Annotated in this window: 12 protein-coding genes and 1 pseudogene; 10 read left to right on the top strand and 3 right to left on the bottom strand. The window is 34.3% G+C overall.

Annotation, left to right across the window (positions count from 1 at the left end; all coding sequences use genetic code 11):
* Window positions 1-23 precede the first annotated feature (23 nt).
* Both UABHE_RS28310 and UABHE_RS28305 read right to left on the bottom strand, forming a co-directional pair.
* The gene (locus tag UABHE_RS28310; RefSeq protein ID WP_372366683.1) at window positions 24-1973 is read right to left on the bottom strand and encodes a protein kinase; all 1950 of its coding nucleotides are present in this window, start codon (window positions 1971-1973) and stop codon (window positions 24-26) included.
* 640 nt (window positions 1974-2613) lie between these two features.
* The gene (locus UABHE_RS28305) at window positions 2614-3207 is read right to left on the bottom strand and encodes a sigma-70 family RNA polymerase sigma factor (protein ID WP_372366682.1); all 594 of its coding nucleotides are present in this window, start codon (window positions 3205-3207) and stop codon (window positions 2614-2616) included.
* Window positions 3208-3732: 525 nt separating this feature from the next.
* On the opposite strand from UABHE_RS28305, the gene UABHE_RS28300 reads away from it, so the two are divergent.
* Complete coding sequence (locus UABHE_RS28300) at window positions 3733-4446, top strand: hypothetical protein (RefSeq protein WP_372366681.1); 714 nt, start codon at window positions 3733-3735, stop codon at window positions 4444-4446.
* Between the two features lie 544 nt (window positions 4447-4990).
* Window positions 4991-5584, top strand: coding sequence for a GNAT family N-acetyltransferase (locus tag UABHE_RS28295; RefSeq protein ID WP_372366680.1), 594 nt, complete (start codon window positions 4991-4993; stop codon window positions 5582-5584).
* 570 nt (window positions 5585-6154) lie between these two features.
* Here UABHE_RS28295 and UABHE_RS28290 read toward each other — a convergent pair.
* Window positions 6155-7051, bottom strand: coding sequence for a hypothetical protein (locus tag UABHE_RS28290; RefSeq protein WP_372366679.1), 897 nt, complete (start codon window positions 7049-7051; stop codon window positions 6155-6157).
* Between the two features lie 233 nt (window positions 7052-7284).
* Here UABHE_RS28290 and UABHE_RS28285 point away from each other — a divergent pair.
* The 8 genes and pseudogenes from UABHE_RS28285 to UABHE_RS28250 all read left to right on the top strand — a co-directional run.
* Window positions 7285-7524, top strand: a pseudogene (locus tag UABHE_RS28285) (leucine-rich repeat domain-containing protein); the annotation flags it as partial.
* Window positions 7525-7665: 141 nt separating this feature from the next.
* Entirely contained in the window at window positions 7666-9681 is a 2016-nt protein-coding gene (locus UABHE_RS28280; protein WP_372366678.1) for a hypothetical protein, read from the top strand.
* 252 nt (window positions 9682-9933) lie between these two features.
* Window positions 9934-10203, top strand: coding sequence for a hypothetical protein (locus tag UABHE_RS28275; RefSeq protein WP_372366677.1), 270 nt, complete (start codon window positions 9934-9936; stop codon window positions 10201-10203).
* Window positions 10204-10396: 193 nt separating this feature from the next.
* Complete coding sequence (locus tag UABHE_RS28270) at window positions 10397-10768, top strand: hypothetical protein (RefSeq protein WP_372366675.1); 372 nt, start codon at window positions 10397-10399, stop codon at window positions 10766-10768.
* A 405-nt stretch (window positions 10769-11173) separates the two neighbouring features.
* Window positions 11174-17824 carry a HEAT repeat domain-containing protein gene (locus UABHE_RS28265; RefSeq protein WP_372366674.1) on the top strand — a complete coding sequence of 2217 codons (6651 nt, stop codon included), beginning with the start codon at window positions 11174-11176 and terminating at the stop codon, window positions 17822-17824.
* A 160-nt stretch (window positions 17825-17984) separates the two neighbouring features.
* A complete protein-coding gene (locus tag UABHE_RS28260) occupies window positions 17985-18260 on the top strand; it encodes a hypothetical protein (protein WP_372366673.1) in 276 nt (91 codons plus the stop codon).
* Window positions 18257-18547 (top strand): hypothetical protein, encoded by a 291-nt coding sequence (locus UABHE_RS28255; RefSeq protein ID WP_372371722.1) that lies wholly within the window; start codon window positions 18257-18259, stop codon window positions 18545-18547. Before UABHE_RS28260 ends, UABHE_RS28255 begins: the two co-directional genes overlap by 4 nt.
* Window positions 18499-18630, top strand: a complete 132-nt coding sequence (locus tag UABHE_RS28250; RefSeq protein WP_372366672.1) for a type II secretion system protein GspG — start codon at window positions 18499-18501, stop codon at window positions 18628-18630. The genes UABHE_RS28255 and UABHE_RS28250 overlap by 49 nt, the downstream gene beginning before the upstream one ends.
* Window positions 18631-18816: the final 186 nt, after the last annotated feature.

Below are 18816 nucleotides of genomic sequence, written 5' to 3'. Positions count from 1 at the left end.
AAATATATTCGAGCTGGAGCGATCTAGTTTCTGGTAAGTTGCAAGATGCTTTTTTTTTCAAGAAGTGCTATTTTCATGTCAGGGTTTTTCTTGAGCGCTTTGTCGAGATATTTAATGCTAGTTTGATAGTGCTTCTTGTTTTTCTCGGTGAGTGCTAATTTTTTATATTTTATAGCTTCGCGAAAATAAAAATATACACTTTTTCCTTTCGGTGGTAAACATTCAATAAAACTTGATGCTTTCTTTGATTTCTCTATAATCTCTGCGCATTTATATCCGAATACTGCTGCTTCGTATTCTTTGTTGTTTATTTTTATAGCATTATCAAATTCGTTAATAGCTTTTTCTAGATATTCTTGTTTTTTTTCTTTTTTGTAGAATAGAAAATATGCTTTTCCTCGTATGAGAGAAGTAAAGCTTTTATCCTCTTTAGATATTGCCCCCATAGCTGCGAAGCCTAAGGCATAATTAAAGTGATCTATTGTCTTTAATCTTTTAGGAAGATTCCCTACTTCTACAAAGTATGGTAATAGAAACATATCTCTGGGGGTTATGCCTGTTAATCCTTTTACCATTGGAATAAAATTTTCCATATGTTCCGACTGGTTTTTGATTTGTTGCGCCATACTTTTTTTGATTTTTTGTTCGATGTTTTTGATTTGATCTAAAGCATTGTCTCTTTCTCGTTCGATGTTTTTGATTTGACCTAAAGCATTGTCTCTTTCTTGTTCGATGTTTTTGATTTGACCTAAAGCATTGTCTCTTTCTTGTTCGATGTTTTTGATTTGACCTAAAGTATTGTCTCTCTCTTGTTCGATGTTTTTGACTCGCGTACGCTTATCTGTAAGTTCTGCACTTTGGTGTTGTATAAAAACAATAAAACCTAAAATAACAATAGCAAATAAAATTTTTTCGATAATTCTATATGGTAGTAGCCATTTTTTGGGGGTTTTAGAACGAGTAGCTCTAATGGATTGTCCATTTAAATATCTTCCTAAATCCTCACACATTTCTAAAGCTGTAGAATAACGTTTTTTAGGATCTTTTTCTAAACACTTTAAACAAACGGATTCTAAATTTTGAGGAATACTCTTGTTGATTTCTCTAGGTGGTAGTGGAGCTTCATTAGCAACGCGATATAAGACTCCCATAGTGTTTTTGCCAGGAAAAGGTAATTGCCCAGTAATCATTTCGTATAGAGTCGCACCTAAACTATAAATATCAGCAGCTTCAGCAATATGGCGGCTTTTACCTGAAATTTGTTCAGGAGCCATATATGCTGGTGTTCCGCTAATGTCGCCCGTTTTAGACAGTCGTGTACCTCCTTGGGTTGCTTTAGCTAGTCCAAAATCCGCAAGAAATGGTTCAGATGAATTATTGATCATAATATTATCTGGTTTTATATCGCGATGAATAATATTTTGTTGGTGCGCGTAGTGGACGGCTTTAGTGACTTTAATCATAAGGCGAGTTGCTCTGTGTGCACTTAGACGCTTTTCCTTATGTAGCACATCTGCTAAGGATTGTCCGCAAATATAATCCATTGTATAAAAATGATTACTTTTATCCCTTCCAACTTCGTATACCCCAACAATGTTAGGATGTTTTAATTGCGAAATAGCTTGCGCTTCGCGGTAAAAACGCTTAACCGATATCTCATTAGCCATAGCGCCTCCAGTAAGAACTTTGAGTGCCAGCTCTCGTTTCCACTCTAGGTCTTTAACTAAAAATACTTGGCCATAATTTCCTTCCCCTAACTTGCGAATAATCTGATAACGACCTATACGTTGTATTGGTCTGCCCTGGTTTGATTTTAAAGGGTCTGTTGCAACAGAAAGTGTTTTGTTTTTTTCGTTAGTCTTTAGTTGAGTAGAAATTTTTTGTTGGCTGTCATTTTCGTTTGGCTTCATAGAATAAAAGAAGTTAGCGCAATTTTGTAATATTTTGTCGGCATCTTTTTTAGAATTACTCATCTATATCTCCTTAAAATAGCAACAACCAGAATTTTGCTGTGTACATTATTCTAGCGACTTGTGCCGGAGTCCGTTCCGTAAAAATACAAGATAATTTAGGTAAACTGTCAATAGTGCAAAAACATCATCGTATATATCGCAAATATTGGCAACATTCGAGATGAATTCCAGTTTGGTAGAACTTCCGAGATTCGCATTTAATATTCACCTCTAGTAATAAAGTGTGGGTAGGAGTTGGGATTGTCTGCTTTTTATAAAAAAAATGTGCTTGTTAACGAAAATAGAAGAAATTGTGATTCTAATTTTATCATTAATGGGAATTTCTCTGAAGGAAGTATCTCAGTAATTCAGATATGTTTACAATGGATGGTATGAGAAATTGCGAAAATTCTGTGGTTAAATAACAGTAATAGAGTTGTAGCTTGCTAAAGAAAGCAAGACTTATTGGAAGCAAGCAAGAATCTGTTCAAATACAAAAAAGTAACAATACCTTTGAAAGATTTGTATAACATCTATTTGTATATTGTTGTTTTCCCAAGAGAATGTTTTATGGAAGAGGACTATTTTTTTTTGATAATTTTACATCGTAGAATAAAAAATAACTCTATTTTTCAAGATTTTATCCTCGTTTCTTCTGGGTTTAGTTATCTACATTTCCTAGAATTGTTGTTACTTCTTTGTATAAACAATCTAAAGATTTTATTACTTGATGTTTACTAATACCAAGATTCTGAGCGATATCTAATAGGCTTTTTCCATCGCGGTATTTCAGCGCAAATATATCTTTAATATATGAATCATGAGAATTTTCGATAATATCGCGAATAACAAAAAAATCGAGTATTTCTCCGGCTTTGGCTTCGTTACTTTCTAGTGTTTCTAAAAAGGAAATTTTTTCATTATTGTGTAGTATTGCTCGCTTTAGCATTTTCATTTTGTGAGTGTGTTGTTTTTGCCAATAGTTTCTTACTTCTCCTTTAATAACTTTGATTACCAAAAAATTAAAAGACTCTTTTTTTTTCATTTCTTTTACTTTGCGTGAAAGAGTTAATAGAACTTTGTTGGTAAGATCTAGGCTGTCGTGATAATTTCCAATTGTAAATAAAACAAAGTTAAAAATAGCGTCCTGGTATTTTAATAAAAATTTATTCATGTGACTTATGGTCTCAGGGTTTTGTTGTATGTATTTTATTAGCTCTATAGTAAGTGTGGAGCATGGCCTTTGGAGATCCATTTTCTTCTCCTTGTAAAAGTTGTAAAATTTTTGAGTACAGATTTCTCTTAAGTGGTATTAGAGCCTATCATCATTCAAAAATATTGCCTATTTTTTGGAGCCCGAGTCTTAAATTTGCTTGGAATCATAAATGTTTATTTATATTTGCAATCTATCAAAACTATTTTGTAGGTCGAAGTAAAAAGAAATCTAAATCTAGAATCTCTATTTTGTATAATTTTTTTCAAAAAGTAAATAGAAGTGAAATAAATATGATGAAGCAAAAGTAAATGAAGTCCATTTAAATAACTAGTGTGGATTGGAGTTACAGTTGTCCGTTTTTTTTGTATATTTTTTGAATTTTGTATTATAAAAGAGGAGGAAGATTTGGGTATTGGTTTACAGGAAAAAAAAAGAGGTTGGGTTATAATAATATAGTGCGGAAAGTAGTTTTTTGCCACACTATATTATTATAAATCTAAAAAGTGGTAGTAATATTAAATTTGCTAATATTGTAAAATACAACGTGATATGAGATAAAAAATTATGCGGAATAAAAAACGTAAATTCGATCCACAAGAAATGCCTTTATGCATTACATGGGATGGTACTACTACACGAGGATATGTCAGTAGTGTTAATGTTATGCAAGATGATTTTATCGATTACATAAAGTCAGAAAACTGGCAACCAGCAGCAGAAATTCTTGATGATGAATGGTTTGAATTTGTAACCATGCTTGTAGATGAAAGTATGGATTATAGTCCACTACACTATGCTGCTTACAAAGGAGCACCGATCGAATTTTTTCAAAAAATGTTGGAAAAAGGAGCGCTGCGCACATTGGAAAACAAGTACGGTGAAAGAGCAATTGATATCGCCAAAAAAAATGGACATAATCATCTGCTGGAAATATTAGAGCCGATGTACCAAAGAGATATACCTTTTGAAATTTTGGAACGAATTCAAGAAAATTTTTACAAACTTATTCGCTCCAGAATTATTGAAATCATTTCTCTTGATGCTATTAAAACTATTGAACAAGAGGTTATATTCCCCAAATTAGCTCATCTACTTGAAAAAGAAGAGATAAGAGTATGGTTCCCTATTCCAGGTATGTATGGAGGATTTTATTATTGGTTTGAGGGGGAAGGTTCCAATACAAAATTGATCGCGAAGAGTTGGTGTCGCGTCTGGGGGGGTTCGGAACAGTGTCATGAAATTACTCCAGAAGGAAGTAAGTTTTTACGGGATTGTTAGCTCGTAACCTGTTAGGAGTTTAACACCGCTACAAATTTCGCGAAAAGTCCCAACATCAAAACTAAAGCTGCACTTATCAAGGCCGAGCACGGAAATTTTTACCAACAGAAAGGTAAAATTATGACTAAAGAAAAGGACCTACAAGTTGGGCAATTAGCTATTATTTGGGGATGGATTAATTCATTACAGTTGGTTAATTGAACGTCTTCGTGAAATAAATATCGATAAACAGCAAAAAGAAGCAGAGATTTTATCAAGAAACATAGCCAGACTCGTAAGAAGTGATTAAATCACTCAGATAAGGTGGTTTACTTTACAATATAATTGTTCCAGTTGAAAAAGCTAAATTAGTATACAAATCCTTTAATACCCGTCGCAAGATTATTATTTCAACTGGAGCAAGTCGCATAAATATAATGTATAAAAGTTTTCTGTTAACAGGAAGATTTTGTAAATATTATAGTTGGGATTGCGGTTGAAATGTAGGTATAATTTTAAGGTTTTATAAGAAAATGAATATTTTCTTTCGTTTATGGGGTTATCGATGGAATTTACATATAGAAAACACGCAGAATCTTTATATTACTCTCTTTGCAGTAATTCTTATTTCCAAATTTTAGAAGAATCTGTAGATGTTGGTAATCAAAAAGAAGCCGTTATTAGATATATGGACTTCTCAATGGTAGAAGCTAAAAAATATGGGGAATTATATCTTCCAGAAAATGAATATTATGGAGCATCTACTTGGGGAAAACCTCTGGGAAAAGAATTAGAAATACAAAAAAATGATGAAAGGAAACAGTTTATTCTTGGTCAAATGGGGAAAAAAAGCTGGGAAATTTATAAAAGTATCAGTGGATTTATGGATGATAAATCGCAACAGTTACTTGATAAAAAATCTTGGTATCTTTCTATCGTTGGTGTGCATCCTCAGTTTCAAGGACAAGGCCTTGGAGTTAATTTAGTTAAAAGTATATTGCAAAAAACTGACAGTTTGGGAATCGCAACTTATCTTGAAACTTTTACCAGCCGCAATATAAGTTTTTACAAAAGACTAAATTATCAAATTGCAGGATGTTTTCGCGAGCCAATAACCAACTTAGAATATCAACTCATGATAAGAAAAGTGCCTGTCTAGGACAGGCGATCCAGTAACTGAATATCTATAATTTTTTAAGCCCACCACCGATGATCGGACTGATCATAATGAAAAAGAAATTAGCAGGTATCATTTGCCACTTTATTAAGGCGTGTCATCATTCGGCCGGTGAGAATAAACAGGTGCCATTGCCTTGTGTTAATACTACAAAAAGTATCGAGCCCGTTTCCGAGCCCGAGTCCGTTTCCGAAAACTTTCTAAAGATGGTAAAAAAACAGAACTTTTTACGAATTGTAACAATGCTTACTTTCTTTGATTAAAAGCTTTTAAATCGGGCTCGGGCTCGGGCTCGGAAATGGGCTCGGGCTCGAAAAAACACTTTGAATGATGACAGGCCCTATTAGTCAAGGCCACAGTCGCGTCTTTTTATTTGAATGAGGATGCGTCTAAGCAGTTGAAAAAATCGTTTTACTATTTGGCTTTTTGGACTATTGATTTTAATTCTTCTACTGAGGCTGTCTTCAAAATCATTATTATTCTAGTATGGTTTTATGCCTTCAATCTCACCTAAATATCTTGAAGATTTGGCGTCAGACTTGAAATGAAACGTTAAAGTTTTTTGGCTTTGATACCTAATTTTTGGCAAAATTGTTGAGTGAAGTTTGCTATGGCTGACCTTTGCATTGAGTCATATTCCGAACCGAACTCAATGTTGAAATTATTATCTGGAAAAGTTATCCATTTACTTGAATAGAGTTCTTTTCCTCTACAGCTGATAATTCTTACTTTCCAATCAATAAAAAGTTTGTGCAGCTCTTTTTCTTGAAGTGAAAAACTTTTGTTCCCAAATGTTGTGTGTTTGGAGATTTGGAATATTCCTTTCCCTGAAGTTTTTACTATCGCTGTTAACTCCAAGGTAGTGTTAAAAAAAGATTTTTTCTGTTTAAGCAGTTGAAAAAATCCTTTTACTATTTGGCTTTTTGGGCTATTGATTTTAATTCTTCTATTGAAGCTGTCTTCAAATTCATTGTTATTCCAGTATGGTTTTATGCCTTCAATCTCACTTATACAGTTAACATCAAAAGATATATGTGAAAAGTTGGAATATTTTAAGTCATCAATTGCTTTTTTTAAACTAGCAACAAATACCATATCTGAAGCATTTTGTGAAGTTTTGTTTAAATAGTTTTTGGCTTCGATATGAAAAAATTGACGAACTTGGATAAATGTAGCTAGAGTTACTATGATAACTATAATAAAAACGATCGCTCTGCCGGTTGAAACTAATTTATGTCTAGTAAATATGTGAGCAAGCCAATTAATAGTAAAAATACAACATAAACTCGAACCAGAAGTTATTCCAACAACACTAAGAATAGAGTAATTTAGAGGATATTCCATTATCTGGCCGATTAAAATTAGAGGAAGGAGAGAAAGAGCTATACAAATGAAAGGTTTTGGAAATCTAGGGGGAGTGTTTCTTTTTTCGAAAAGTATAAGTTTCATGAATTTTTCTCCTGAGAGTTTATTGTTTAGAGTGATTTGGGTATTAAAAATATCTTTATGTCATATTCGTAGATACCTACAAAAAAGTTTCAAGAAAGTTGAAAATTTCTAAATAAAAATTATCAAAAGTGAAACGGATTAATATTTGGATACCAGATACACAGAGGAACTAGTGAATTATTTACTTAAGTTGTGAATCTGATAATTAGAAAAATTACAAAGTAACACAAGATACTATCACTAAGCTTAAAAAGCTGAAGTACTTAGATCTTTCAGGTAACAATCTGTGTGAAATTTCTTTGGAAATTTGCCAATTAGAAAATCTTGCCACTTTGTATTTAGCAAACAATAAGGTAAAAGAAATTCCTAAAGAGATTGGACAACTCGCAGAGTTAGTCGAACTCAACTTGAATTACAACAATATCAAAAGTTTTTCCAAACAACTATTTGAACTCACTCGATTAAAAGAATGAGGTTGTGACTCTTTAAATGAAAAACAAAAGCAAGAGATTTGTCGTCGGATAGATGTAGAATGGGTTTAGTTGTTATTCAGCTAGCAGGAAATTTGAAATTTTGTTTAGATAAAAACTAAGTTTAAAGTAGAAAGTAGAAAAATGAATACGAAAGTGATGATCGTTGCGATTGGAATATTACTACTGGGAAAACTAGGAGCATTAGAAAAAAAAATCAATATAACTATTCCTGCGAATCAAACAATTGAACAACATAAAATTAGTGTCACTGGTACATCACAGGGGTTTACTGAAGGAACGGCAATAAAGGTATATGTTGAGGTTAAAAAAAAAGAATATTTTCAAGGAATAACGAAAATAGATGCAGCTGGGAAGTGGACGTTTTTTCCCGCATTTATCGGCAGAGCGAATCCTCCACGAGATCTTCACGCCAAAGTGTATGCTAAGATTGATGCCTACAAATCAAATGTTATTTCGATTCATAGACTAACGTCGCAAAAGTGGGTAAATATTCGTTTACCATTTGAGCACACACTTTTTTATAAACGAGGCATTCATATTGAAGGAGGGTCGGCAGGGTTTCCACGCGGAACAAAGGTAGATATTTACGCTGGTCAAGAAAAGGATAAAATGGAGTACCAGGGTACTACTCACACGAGTTATAAAAAAAACTGGAGTTATTTTCCTTTGTATCTTGGCAAAGCTGGGAAATCTCCCGCGACAATTTATATTTCGGCAGTGATAGGTAAATTCAAATCTCCAATACGAACAGTAAAGTGGTTGGGGGAGGAAAAATTAGTTACTGATAAAGATATTCACCCGCAATTAGCAGATTCCACTACTTTGTTAGAAAAAATAGCAAACAAGTTGATAACTGATTACTCTATTAATACAGATTATAAAGACCTAAGAAAACGCTTAAAATTTATCAACCACAAATATACAGATATTTTTCGCATTCCAGAGATTGACTACCTGCATCGTAACCCTTTCCAGATGGAGAAAGTTTCCACAGATATTTTGGCGAGTACAGTAATAAAGAAAAAAGAACAATCGACATTTATGCCGCAACTCAATGCAGCGATCAAACTCTTGTGTGTAAAACCTCCATTGACCTCAGTACAAAAACTTTCTGTCGGTATTTCTGTTGAACAGCATCTAGATCAAATAGAAGATGTTTTAACGACAGCTAATCAATATAGAAATAAAGCATTTTCTGCCCTGTCGCAACAAGAAATGACGGTACTCTATACCCAATTACCTAGCCTAGAAATGGATAGTTTTGAACCGGCTGTACACGATGAGCATGCGCAAGTCTTGCAACTAGTAAAAAAAGTCGATTATCATTATTTATATTTAGCAGCTGTACATCTTCAACAGTTACTTTCATCAAATTACACAAATTACCTTCGCCAAGACTTCATAAAATCAGATGTTGATATCGATCAAGAAATAATAATAGAGCGACAAACAAAATATGGAAGTATTGTAATTGGGGGTATAAAAGATCATTGGTATAAGGATGAAAATGTAGCGGTACTCATTGACTTAGGTGGTAACGATTTTTACAGCAATAATTCTGGTTCTTCTACATCCGAAATAGGCTGTTCGATTTTAATTGACCTCGCTGGAGATGACGCATACGAATCAACGGTTGATTACGCACAAGGAACAGGTTATCTAGGAATAGGTATTTTAGGAGACTTAGAAGGAGATGACTCCTATGTTGGGCTACGCTGGTGCCAAGGTACTTCGTTAGTTGGCATAGGAGTACTTTTAGATATGCAAGGAAAGGATATTTACCGAGCACATAGCCATGCCCAAGGTACAGCTTTGTGGGGAATTGCTCTGAACGTAGATCTACGAGGAGATGATCGCTATGAATCTCACTTGCTTTCGCAAGGAGTAGGTATGCCTTTTGGCGTAGGTATTTTATTCAACGAACAAGGGAACGACCATTACTATTGCAAAGGCACAAAGCCTTCTGGTTATGGTAATCGCGGAATTTTTGACGGTTACTCCCAAGGATTTGGCATTGGTTTTAGAAGATATGCCAGTGGTGGTGTTGGCATTTTGCAAGACACCCAAGGAAAAGACAAATACGAAGCCGGAAACTTTTCGCAAGGCGGTGGTTACTATTATGGCTGGGGCATTTAAAATGACAAAGGAAGTGACGATGACATCTACATAGGAAGCCGTTATGCCCAAGGTTTTTGTGCCCACCAAGCTCTAGGTACGTTCATTGAAGAAGGTGGAAACGATACCTACATTACCCGCAACGCTGTACACGCAGGATTAGCATGGGATGAATGCATTACTCTTTTCGTCGATCGTAGCGGAAATGATCGCTATACCGGTACCCGCGGCTTTTCCCAAGGAGCAACAGCCCACAACGCTATTTGTATTTTTGTGGAAGGTGGTGGTAAAGATGAATATCTAACCAAAAGAGGGCCAGGAGCAAGCGGAGGTAACCATTACCACGGAGGTTCCAGTTTGTCTATTTTTCTCGATTTAGGTGGTGCAGAAGATACCTATCTAAACGCGCGAGTAAAGAATAATACTGTACACTATTATCAGCAACATTCTTTGATTTTGGACGTGTCACATAAGGATTTGTCTGAAATTAAAGATCTTTCCTCGTTATATAAGTCTTTACCACAGAATAACTCTAAAGATTAAGTATTGTGGGTTTTTGAGGTTTAGAAAAACTGTACTTGTATAGAAAAATTTGTATAATAAATTGTATCATTATGTGTAAATAGTAAGGTTTGACTTGCTACGTCGCAACCAAACTTTGCTTATTCTTTTATATTTTTCAATCGCATAGCTATTTTGTTTAATATTGTGTTTTGTGCACAAGGTGGAGGTTCTAATGAAAAAAGTTTCCGCATTTATAATTTTTGTTGCTGTGATCACTACTTTTTCGTTTTTTATGGACGGAAAAGCGCAAGCAAATGACCAAGAAGTACCTTACGATGTGGCTGGTCTTTTACAGGCCTGTGTAGGTCAAGAAGTATATAATGTACCGAGTACAGGATCTTGTACAATAAAACAAGTTACTGATGTGAGTTATCCAACGGTGAGCCCAACAGTTATTTTTCAGAGGGGCTTAGATGGTCAACTGTTTTACGTTCCATTACATGATGTAAAATATGTTCGTTATAATAGTCGTAGCAAAGTTATAGAAAATATATCATTCAATAAATTCTCTATGGTTAATTTTCATAATGGATTGCAAGACTAGTTGTTATAGATTGAGAATACTCTGATTCTTATAGTAAGAATTAGAGTATTCTAATCAAATCTTTCATGTAGCAAAATTTATCAACTTAAAAAAATATTCAGTTTTCATGGCACAGAAATGATTGGTGATGTAGTTATTCGCGAAATGCAAATTTATAACCAATAAGCTTTGAATGGATATATTCTGACATCTAATTTTTATCACAAACTCAAAATACAGTACTTTTTACTCATAATAATTGCAATACTAAGCTGCTTTGCAGAATAAAATTATTGGGATAATCTGAACTGTACGCGACATATTTGTTACAGAAAAGAAAGATAGTTATTGCCACAGCAAAAAATGTACATTTGTCAGAAAACAAAGGACAACATTAAAGGTCTGTTTTATGAATAGGTATAAAGAATGCCTACACTTACACCAGAACAAATAGCTAGGTTAGCCAAGGATTGCGTCGAGAATTATCTAGGAAAAGAAGCGGCTCAAGTAGCTATTACACAAATCAATTTGTACTGCGAACAAATCCCTTCTGCAACGACAAATTGCGCATATTTTATCAACTTGATAAAGTATGTAGATCAACGTGGAAAGCTCGATAATTGGCTTTGGCAATTGCAGGATCTTAGTTTTACAAAAAGCTGGTTTAATAAAGTTCATATATCCAATTCTTCGGACGAAATTTGCCCTTATAAAGGTCTTGAACATTTTACTGAACAAGACGCTGAATATTTCTTTGGGCGTGAAGAGTATGAACAAAATCTTTTTGCTGATATCGACAAAAATCAAAAACCTTTGGTCGTTGTTGTCGGAGCCTCTGGTAGTGGAAAATCCTCAATCGTCTATGCAGGTCTGATTCCCAAATTACGCCAAACAGAAAGATACATTATTACCTCCTGCCGTCCAGGTGAATCTCCTTTTTTTAATTTAGCTTCGAATTTAATCCCCCTTTATGTAAATGTTCAAGATAGAGAACACCATCGCGAACGCGCTAAATCATTAGCAAAAAGTTTGGCCGACGATCCTTTTTCTCTTAAGAGGGAGGTGACCCAGCTGATCCTTGAAGAATATCCTCACTCCTACCAAAAACTTTTCATTTTTATCGATCAATTCGAGGAAATTTACACACAAACGACAGATAGTATTATACGCAATAAATTTTTAGACATGATTCGTTATGAGGATTCCCCAGTAAAAAATCTTTCGATTGTAATTACAATGCGAGCAGATTTTTTGTACCAAGCATCTTGTTATAAACCATTTGCCAAAGCAATAGAGCAAAAAATCAGGGTGATTTCTCCTATGGAAAAGAAGGACATTGTTGCTGCGATCGAAGGTCCCTTACAAAAGAGCAATGTTACTATCGAAGAAGCACTAAAAAAGTACCTAATTACCCGAATAACAACAGAGGCAAATAATTTACCTTTGCTCGAATTTGCGTTATATGTTCTGTGGAGAAATAGGAAGAATAACCAACTACAGTTTTCTTCTATGGAAAAACTGGGAAAAAATGAAAATATTAGGGGAATAGAGGGGTTTTTAGTTTCGCGTGCGGAAAAAATATATTCTCAATTACAAGAAAAAGAAAAAAAACAGCTTTTTAAAGCATTTAATCAACTAGTGCATGTGAAAGAGAATGAAAAGTACACACGCCGTCTTGTTACAAAACAAGATATTGGGGATGACAATTGGAATTTACTATTGAAATTCGCTTCTAAAGAAGCGCGCTTAGTTGTCACAAATAAGTTGAATACAGCAAATGCTTTCGAAGAAGCAACAGAAGTGATCGAAGTTGCCCACGAATCTCTAATCAACAGTTGGCCACGGCTCAAAGAATGGATTTCATTAGATTTTGATTTTCTATCTTGGAGAGAAAGACTGGATGATGCCGCTGCTCAATGGAAACAAAAAGAACAAGATCCGCAAATACTTTTACGAGGGAGCCTTCTCGAAGATGCTTTGAGTTATTTGAATCTAAGAAACGATGACCTAAGCAAATCTCAACAGAATTTTATTGAAAAAAGTAAAGGACAACGAGATTTAGAGCAAAGGGAACGAGAGGTACAAAGTAAGAGGCTCCAGTCTTTGCTATTATTTGGAAGTACAGCAGTTATAGTCGTTGCCTTTATTGCTATAGTTGGGTGGATTAATGCTAATAAGGCTACAAAAAAAGCGAATAAAGCAACAGAAAAACAAAAAAAAGCAACAATAGAAGCGCAGATAAATTTGTGGACAACTCATCTAATGTCTCCTACTACTGTAACTAAGTTTGAGAGAAAGCGAGCGGTAAAAAAACTTATTGAGCTTAATCAACAAAGCACTATAAATCATTTTATGGGATACTTAAAAGCTGGATATAAAGGCGATGGTGAGATTAGAAAAGTTATTTTAGAGTTTTTCGGGAGTGCAAAATTAGAAAATCTGTTAGAGCTACTTAAAGAAGAAAATCAAAATGCAAAAGAACTCGCGTCACAAGATCTTGAATGTATAAAAAACATCGCCTGGAAAGAAATTATAAGTAGATTAAAACGAGCACAAAAAGAAAAAAAAATAAACCAAAAAAAACATCTCCTATTCCCATTTCGCATTTGGAAAAAAGAATCGCTATGCGTGCTTATCCATAGATTGAAGGAAGAAGAACGAAATTTTTTCTTACCTATTTTAATAATGGAAAACTTTGAGGATCTCTATGGTACGTTAATTAACGAAGAAGAAGCGCCTATTGTAAGAAAAAAAGTGGCTTTGTTTATAGAGCAAACAGAGTTAATCGAGCCTTTTATTGCTAAGATATTTTATTCTATTTCCGAAAGGGATAAGGTAACAAAAGAAATTGTGATTTCTATGTTAAGCAAGGTGTGGCACAAAGATGATTTAATTATCTATATTTTGATTTCTCTTTTGCAAAGTAAAAATAGATATTGCCAGGGATTTGCAACATCAGTATTAAAGGAAAAAATAAGGAAAAAGGTGTATCCAGTAGTAGAACATCTTACTTCTCTTTTAAAAGATGAAAGTACTAGGTTTTATGCGGCAGAGATACTTGGAGAAAGAGCAGTACCTACTCTCATTGGTCTTTTGAAAAGCAAAAATGAATATGTTGTTAGAAAGTCTGCTATAGGCACTTTGGGAAAAATTGGTGAAAAAGCACACTCCGCAGCAGAGTATTTGATTCCTCTTCTTAGAGATAAGGACTTAGATATCAGAAGAGCTACGACAAGAGCTTTAGGACAAATAGGACCGACAGCATATATAGCAATAGAGCATCTTATTCCCCTTCTCAAAGATAAAGATATTAAAGTAAGGTGTAATACTATACACGCTTTAGGAGAGATAGGAGAGAATGCACATATTGCAATAGAACATTTCTTGCCTCTTTTAGAGGGGAAATATAAAGGACTTGTTACTGAAGCGCTGGAAAAAATAGGGAAAAAAGCTGTACCTTATCTTATTTCTCTTCTTAAAGAAAAAGATGCAAGTATTAGGGTATCTGCTGCAAAGACATTAGGAGAAATAGGGAAAGAAGCACATTCAGCAGTGAAACACCTGATCCCTCTTTTAAAGGATGAGGATACTATGACAAGTTATTGGGCGGCAGAGACATTAGAAGAAATAGGAAAAGAAGCACCTTTAGCGGTGAAATACCTGATCCCTCTTTTGAAGGATGAGGATCCTATGGCAAGGTATTATGCGGTAAAAATTTTAGGAAAAATAGGAAAAAAAGCAATGCCTAGTCTTATTATTCTCCTTAAAGATAAAGACACGATGACAAGGTATTATGCGGAAGAGATTTTAGGAAAAATTGGTGAAAGAGCTGTACCTAGTCTTATCCTTCTTCTCAGAGATAAAGATATTAGAGAATCTGCCATAAGGGCTTTGGGAGAGGTAGGAGAAAAAGGATATATGGCAGTAGAGCACCTCATACCTTTTCTTAAAGATGAAAATGAGACTATTCGAATATTTGCTATAAGAGCATTGGGAAAAATAGGAAAAAAAGCGCATTTAGCAGTAGAACATTTGATTCCTCTTTTAGAAGATAAGAATATATATATAAGAAGGTTGGCAACAATAGCATTCACGAAAATAGGAAAAAAAGAACATTTAACAGTGGAATACTTGATTTCTCTTCTAAAAGATAAAGGTGAGTCAGTAAGACTTGGTGCCGCGAGAGCTTTGGGAGAAATAGGTGAAAAAGCTTATTTGGCAACAAACTCTCTTATTTCCCTTCTAAAAGATAAAGATGAGTCAGTAAGACTTGGTGCCGCGAGAGCTTTGGGAGAAATAGGTGAAAAAGCTCATTTGGCAACAAACTCTCTTATTTCCCTTCTAAAAGATAAAGATGAGTCAGTAAGACTTGGTGCCGCGAGAGCTTTGGGAGAAATAGGTGAAAAAGCTCATTTGGCAACAAACTCTCTTATTTCCCTTCTAAAAGATAAAGATGAGTCAGTAAGACTTGGTGCCGCGAGAGCTTTGGGAGAAATAGGTGAAAAAGCTCATTTGGCAACAAACTCTCTTATTTCCCTTCTAAAAGATAAAGATGAGTTAGTAAGACTTAATGCTATGAGAGCTTTGGGAGAAATAGGAAAAAGAGTAATTCCAAGTGTTCTCCCTCTTCTCAAAAGTAAAAATAGTTTTGTAAGACACTATGCGGTTGAAGTTCTACAAAAAATAGTGGAAAAAGAAATTGATGATCTTGGTTTTCTTTTTGAAAACCAAGATATTTTGGTGAAATATTACGTATTAAAAGTTTTAGGAAGGATAGGAAAGAAAGCATATCCTACAGTGGAATATCTTATTCCTCTTTTAAAAAATAAAAATAAAGAAATTAGAATATCAACAATAGTAGTATTAAGAAACATTGGGGAAAAAGCACACTCATCGATAGAGCATCTCGTTCCTCTTTTGAAAGATAAAGATGAAGAAATTAGACAACGTGCAGCGGATGCTTTAGGAAGAATATGGAGGGGAACTGTTCCATATTTAATTTCTCTTTCAAAGGACAAGTGGTTAATTAGAGGACGAAACGATTTTTTAACTTCAACGATTTCTTTTCTATATTTTTTTCTAGAAGATAAAGATGAAAGTGTGAGACTTTATGCAAAAGAAGTGATTAGAAAAATAGGAGCAGAAATAATTCCCGATCTTATTCCTCTTTTAGAAAATAAAAATAGAGATGTTAGATTTTTTGCAAAAGAAACACTGTGGGGAATAGGAAAAAAAACAGATCTCGCAATTAATTTTCTTATTCCTCTTTTAAAGCATGAAAATGGATATGTGCGACAACATGCCGCAAAAACTTTTGGAAATATAGGGGAAAAAGCAATCCCTTCTCTTATCGCTCTTCTCAATGATAAAAACGTGAATACTAAAATAGCTTCAGCAGAAGCGTTGGGCGAAATAGGAGAAAAATCATTTCTTGCTGTAGAGGAACTTACGCTACTTCTTAAAGATAAAAACCAATACGTCAAAAAATATGTTGCCAAAACGTTAGGAAAAATAGGAGAAAAGGCCCATCTAGCTGTGGAACAACTTATACCTCTTCTTAATGATGAGGACGAGACTGTTAAACAAACTGCAATTGAAACGCTCGGAGCTATAGGAGAAAAGGCATCTTCTGCTGTGCAACATTTTTCCTCTGTTTTCGAAGATGAAGATGAAGTTGTCAAACAATCTGCCGCAAAAGCTCTGATAAGAATAGGAAAAAAAGCAATTCCTCTTGTTCTTTCCCTTCTAAAAGATAAATATTCTAGAATTTATGTACTAGAAGCTCTAAAAAAAGAAGAAAAGTTAGGTTTAATTGTTTCTAGTCTTATTTCTCTTCTTAGCGATAAAAATCAAAATGTGAAGATGTTTGCCATAGAAACTCTTGGAATTATAGGAGAGAAAGCATTTCCTGCTGTAGAACATCTCATACCTTTTCTTAGTAAAGATGTAAAGCAGATAACTAGGAAGTCTACGGTAAAGACGTTAGGAAAAATAGGAGAAAAAGCATATCCTGCGGTGAAACATCTTCTTCCTCTTCTTAGTGATAAAGATCAAAATATTAAGAAATTTGCGATAGAAGCTCTTGGTGCTATAGGAGAAAAAGCATATTCTGCTGTAGAACATCTTATTCCCCTTCTTAATACAAGTGAAAAGCAGGTAATTCGAAAGTCTGTAGTAGAAACGCTGGGAAAAATAGGAGAAAAAGCATATCCTGCTGCAGAACATCTCATTCCTCTTCTTAAAAATGAGAACGAGATGATTAAGAGATCGGCGATAAAGGCATTAGGAGCTATAGGAGAAAAAGCTTCTTCTGCTGTGGGGCATCTCATACCTCTTCTTCGTGTAGGTGAGAATGAAATCATTCGAAAGTCTGTAGTCGAAACGTTAGGAGTCATAGGCAAAAAAGCATATCCTGCGGTGAAACATCTTACCCCTCTTCTCAAAGAAAAAAATATGAAATTGCATGTAATAGAAGCTCTTGGAGGAATAGGAGAAAGAGCATATTTTGTAGTGGAGGATTTTATGCTTTTTCTAGAAGATGAATATGAAGATGAAATAATTAGAACAGCTACAACAAAAGCACTGGGAAACTTAGGAGCAAGAGTTATTCCTAAACTTATTGGTATTTTAAAGGACAAAAACGCTGCACCTATTGGTCTTTTAAAGGATGAAAATGCTGAACTTATTGGTCTTTTAAAGAAAAATCTAGCTGTTAGAAAATCTGTAACAAATGCACTAGGGAAAATAGGAGAAAAGGCTGCTGTGGAAATTAGAGATTTCTTACAAAAAGAAGCTAGTCTACCAGCAATTGAAACAGGATACTATTTTTTTCATTCATATCTACAACAGGCATATATCAAAGAGAACAAAAGTTTAATATTACAACAAGATATAGAGTTCCTATCTCAATCACCACATGAAGAACACCTTCACACTGTTGCCATGATTTACGCATGGCAAAGGAATACAAAAAGAGCAAAAAAATATGCCAAAAAAGCGCTTAAATATACTCCGGGAAAAGTTAAATTATTACTTGAAAGAAAAACGCCAAAACAACTTGAAGAATTAGTAAAATGATTTGTACTAGACAAAAAAATGGATTACCACGAAGATTTCAACCTGTCTGTTTTTCTCGATTTAGGTGAAGGTATGTTTTTCGGAAATAGGTCAAAAATGTTAAATTGAGTTTCGATTTTTGCTCTGACTCGATTTTTTAATAAAAGCTTACGCGATTCTTTTGATAAGAAAATGGCATATTATTGGAGATCTGCTGTACCGAGCAAGTAAAAAATTAGGTAAAAATGCTCATGAAGCTGATATTTTAGAAAAAGCTTTTTTCATTTCTCAAGGTGAGAAAAAGGCCCTAGGAGCAGAAGTTTCTTTACCAGAGATAGATTCTATTTATTGGGCATCGTTTTCTGCAACGCTGAATAATACAGCAGAGATGAAAAAAATTATTAGTGCCATGGATAATTCTATAAAAGGTAAATGTTGTAATGGGAAAAATGAATGAAAAACTTCATAATTGGAACAGTAATTATTTTAACGATATTTCTCCTTTGGTTTACTAAGTATATTTGGAATAATCGTTTATATTATTCCAAAGTAGCTAGTGTTAGAACTGATAGTGGAATTTATGACATTGCCATTGTTACCTATTACATAAAATTTCGAACGATGCCTAGAACAATAAATGATTTATTTGATCAGGAATATCATGATGTAAAAAAACTACTTCGAAGAAACGACCGGTGGGAAATAGTTATCGTTATACTTATCAAGGAAAAAATTTTCAAATAACATCATTAGGCAGCGATGGCAAAAATGGAGGTAAAGGTAGAGCAAAAGATATAGTATGCAGTTACGAAAAATTCACAGACTAAAACGGTTAAAAAAGTGTCAGGCCTGGGCCAGTAAACGGTACTTAGATATAGGAAAAACAGGAAATACAATAACTAGTCGACCTAAGAGGTAGTAAAAAACAGTAACAACAAATGGCCAATATTCGAATATCGAATACGCGAGATTCGCCGACGATATAAAGATATTGATCAGTTCTCATCCGAGTC

It is taken from the genome of Candidatus Uabimicrobium helgolandensis, from assembly GCF_041508025.1.
GTDB classification, from domain to species: domain Bacteria; phylum Planctomycetota; class Uabimicrobiia; order Uabimicrobiales; family Uabimicrobiaceae; genus Uabimicrobium; species Uabimicrobium helgolandensis.
The sequence above is the reverse complement of the archived record's forward strand: the minus strand, read 5'-3'. Positions and strand labels throughout refer to the sequence as shown.

Coding starts and splice junctions, on each gene's coding strand:
- UABHE_RS28305 (WP_372366682.1), bottom strand. CDS start 3,207: ATGGATCTCCAAAGGCCATGCTCCACACTTACTATAGAGCTAATAAAA.
- UABHE_RS28295 (WP_372366680.1), top strand. CDS start 4,991: ATGGAATTTACATATAGAAAACACGCAGAATCTTTATATTACTCTCTT.
- UABHE_RS28255 (WP_372371722.1), top strand. CDS start 18,257: ATGAAAAACTTCATAATTGGAACAGTAATTATTTTAACGATATTTCTC.
- UABHE_RS28280 (WP_372366678.1), top strand. CDS start 7,666: ATGAATACGAAAGTGATGATCGTTGCGATTGGAATATTACTACTGGGA.
- UABHE_RS28265 (WP_372366674.1), top strand. CDS start 11,174: ATGCCTACACTTACACCAGAACAAATAGCTAGGTTAGCCAAGGATTGC.
- UABHE_RS28290 (WP_372366679.1), bottom strand. CDS start 7,051: ATGAAACTTATACTTTTCGAAAAAAGAAACACTCCCCCTAGATTTCCA.
- UABHE_RS28270 (WP_372366675.1), top strand. CDS start 10,397: ATGAAAAAAGTTTCCGCATTTATAATTTTTGTTGCTGTGATCACTACT.
- UABHE_RS28300 (WP_372366681.1), top strand. CDS start 3,733: ATGCGGAATAAAAAACGTAAATTCGATCCACAAGAAATGCCTTTATGC.
- UABHE_RS28310 (WP_372366683.1), bottom strand. CDS start 1,973: ATGAGTAATTCTAAAAAAGATGCCGACAAAATATTACAAAATTGCGCT.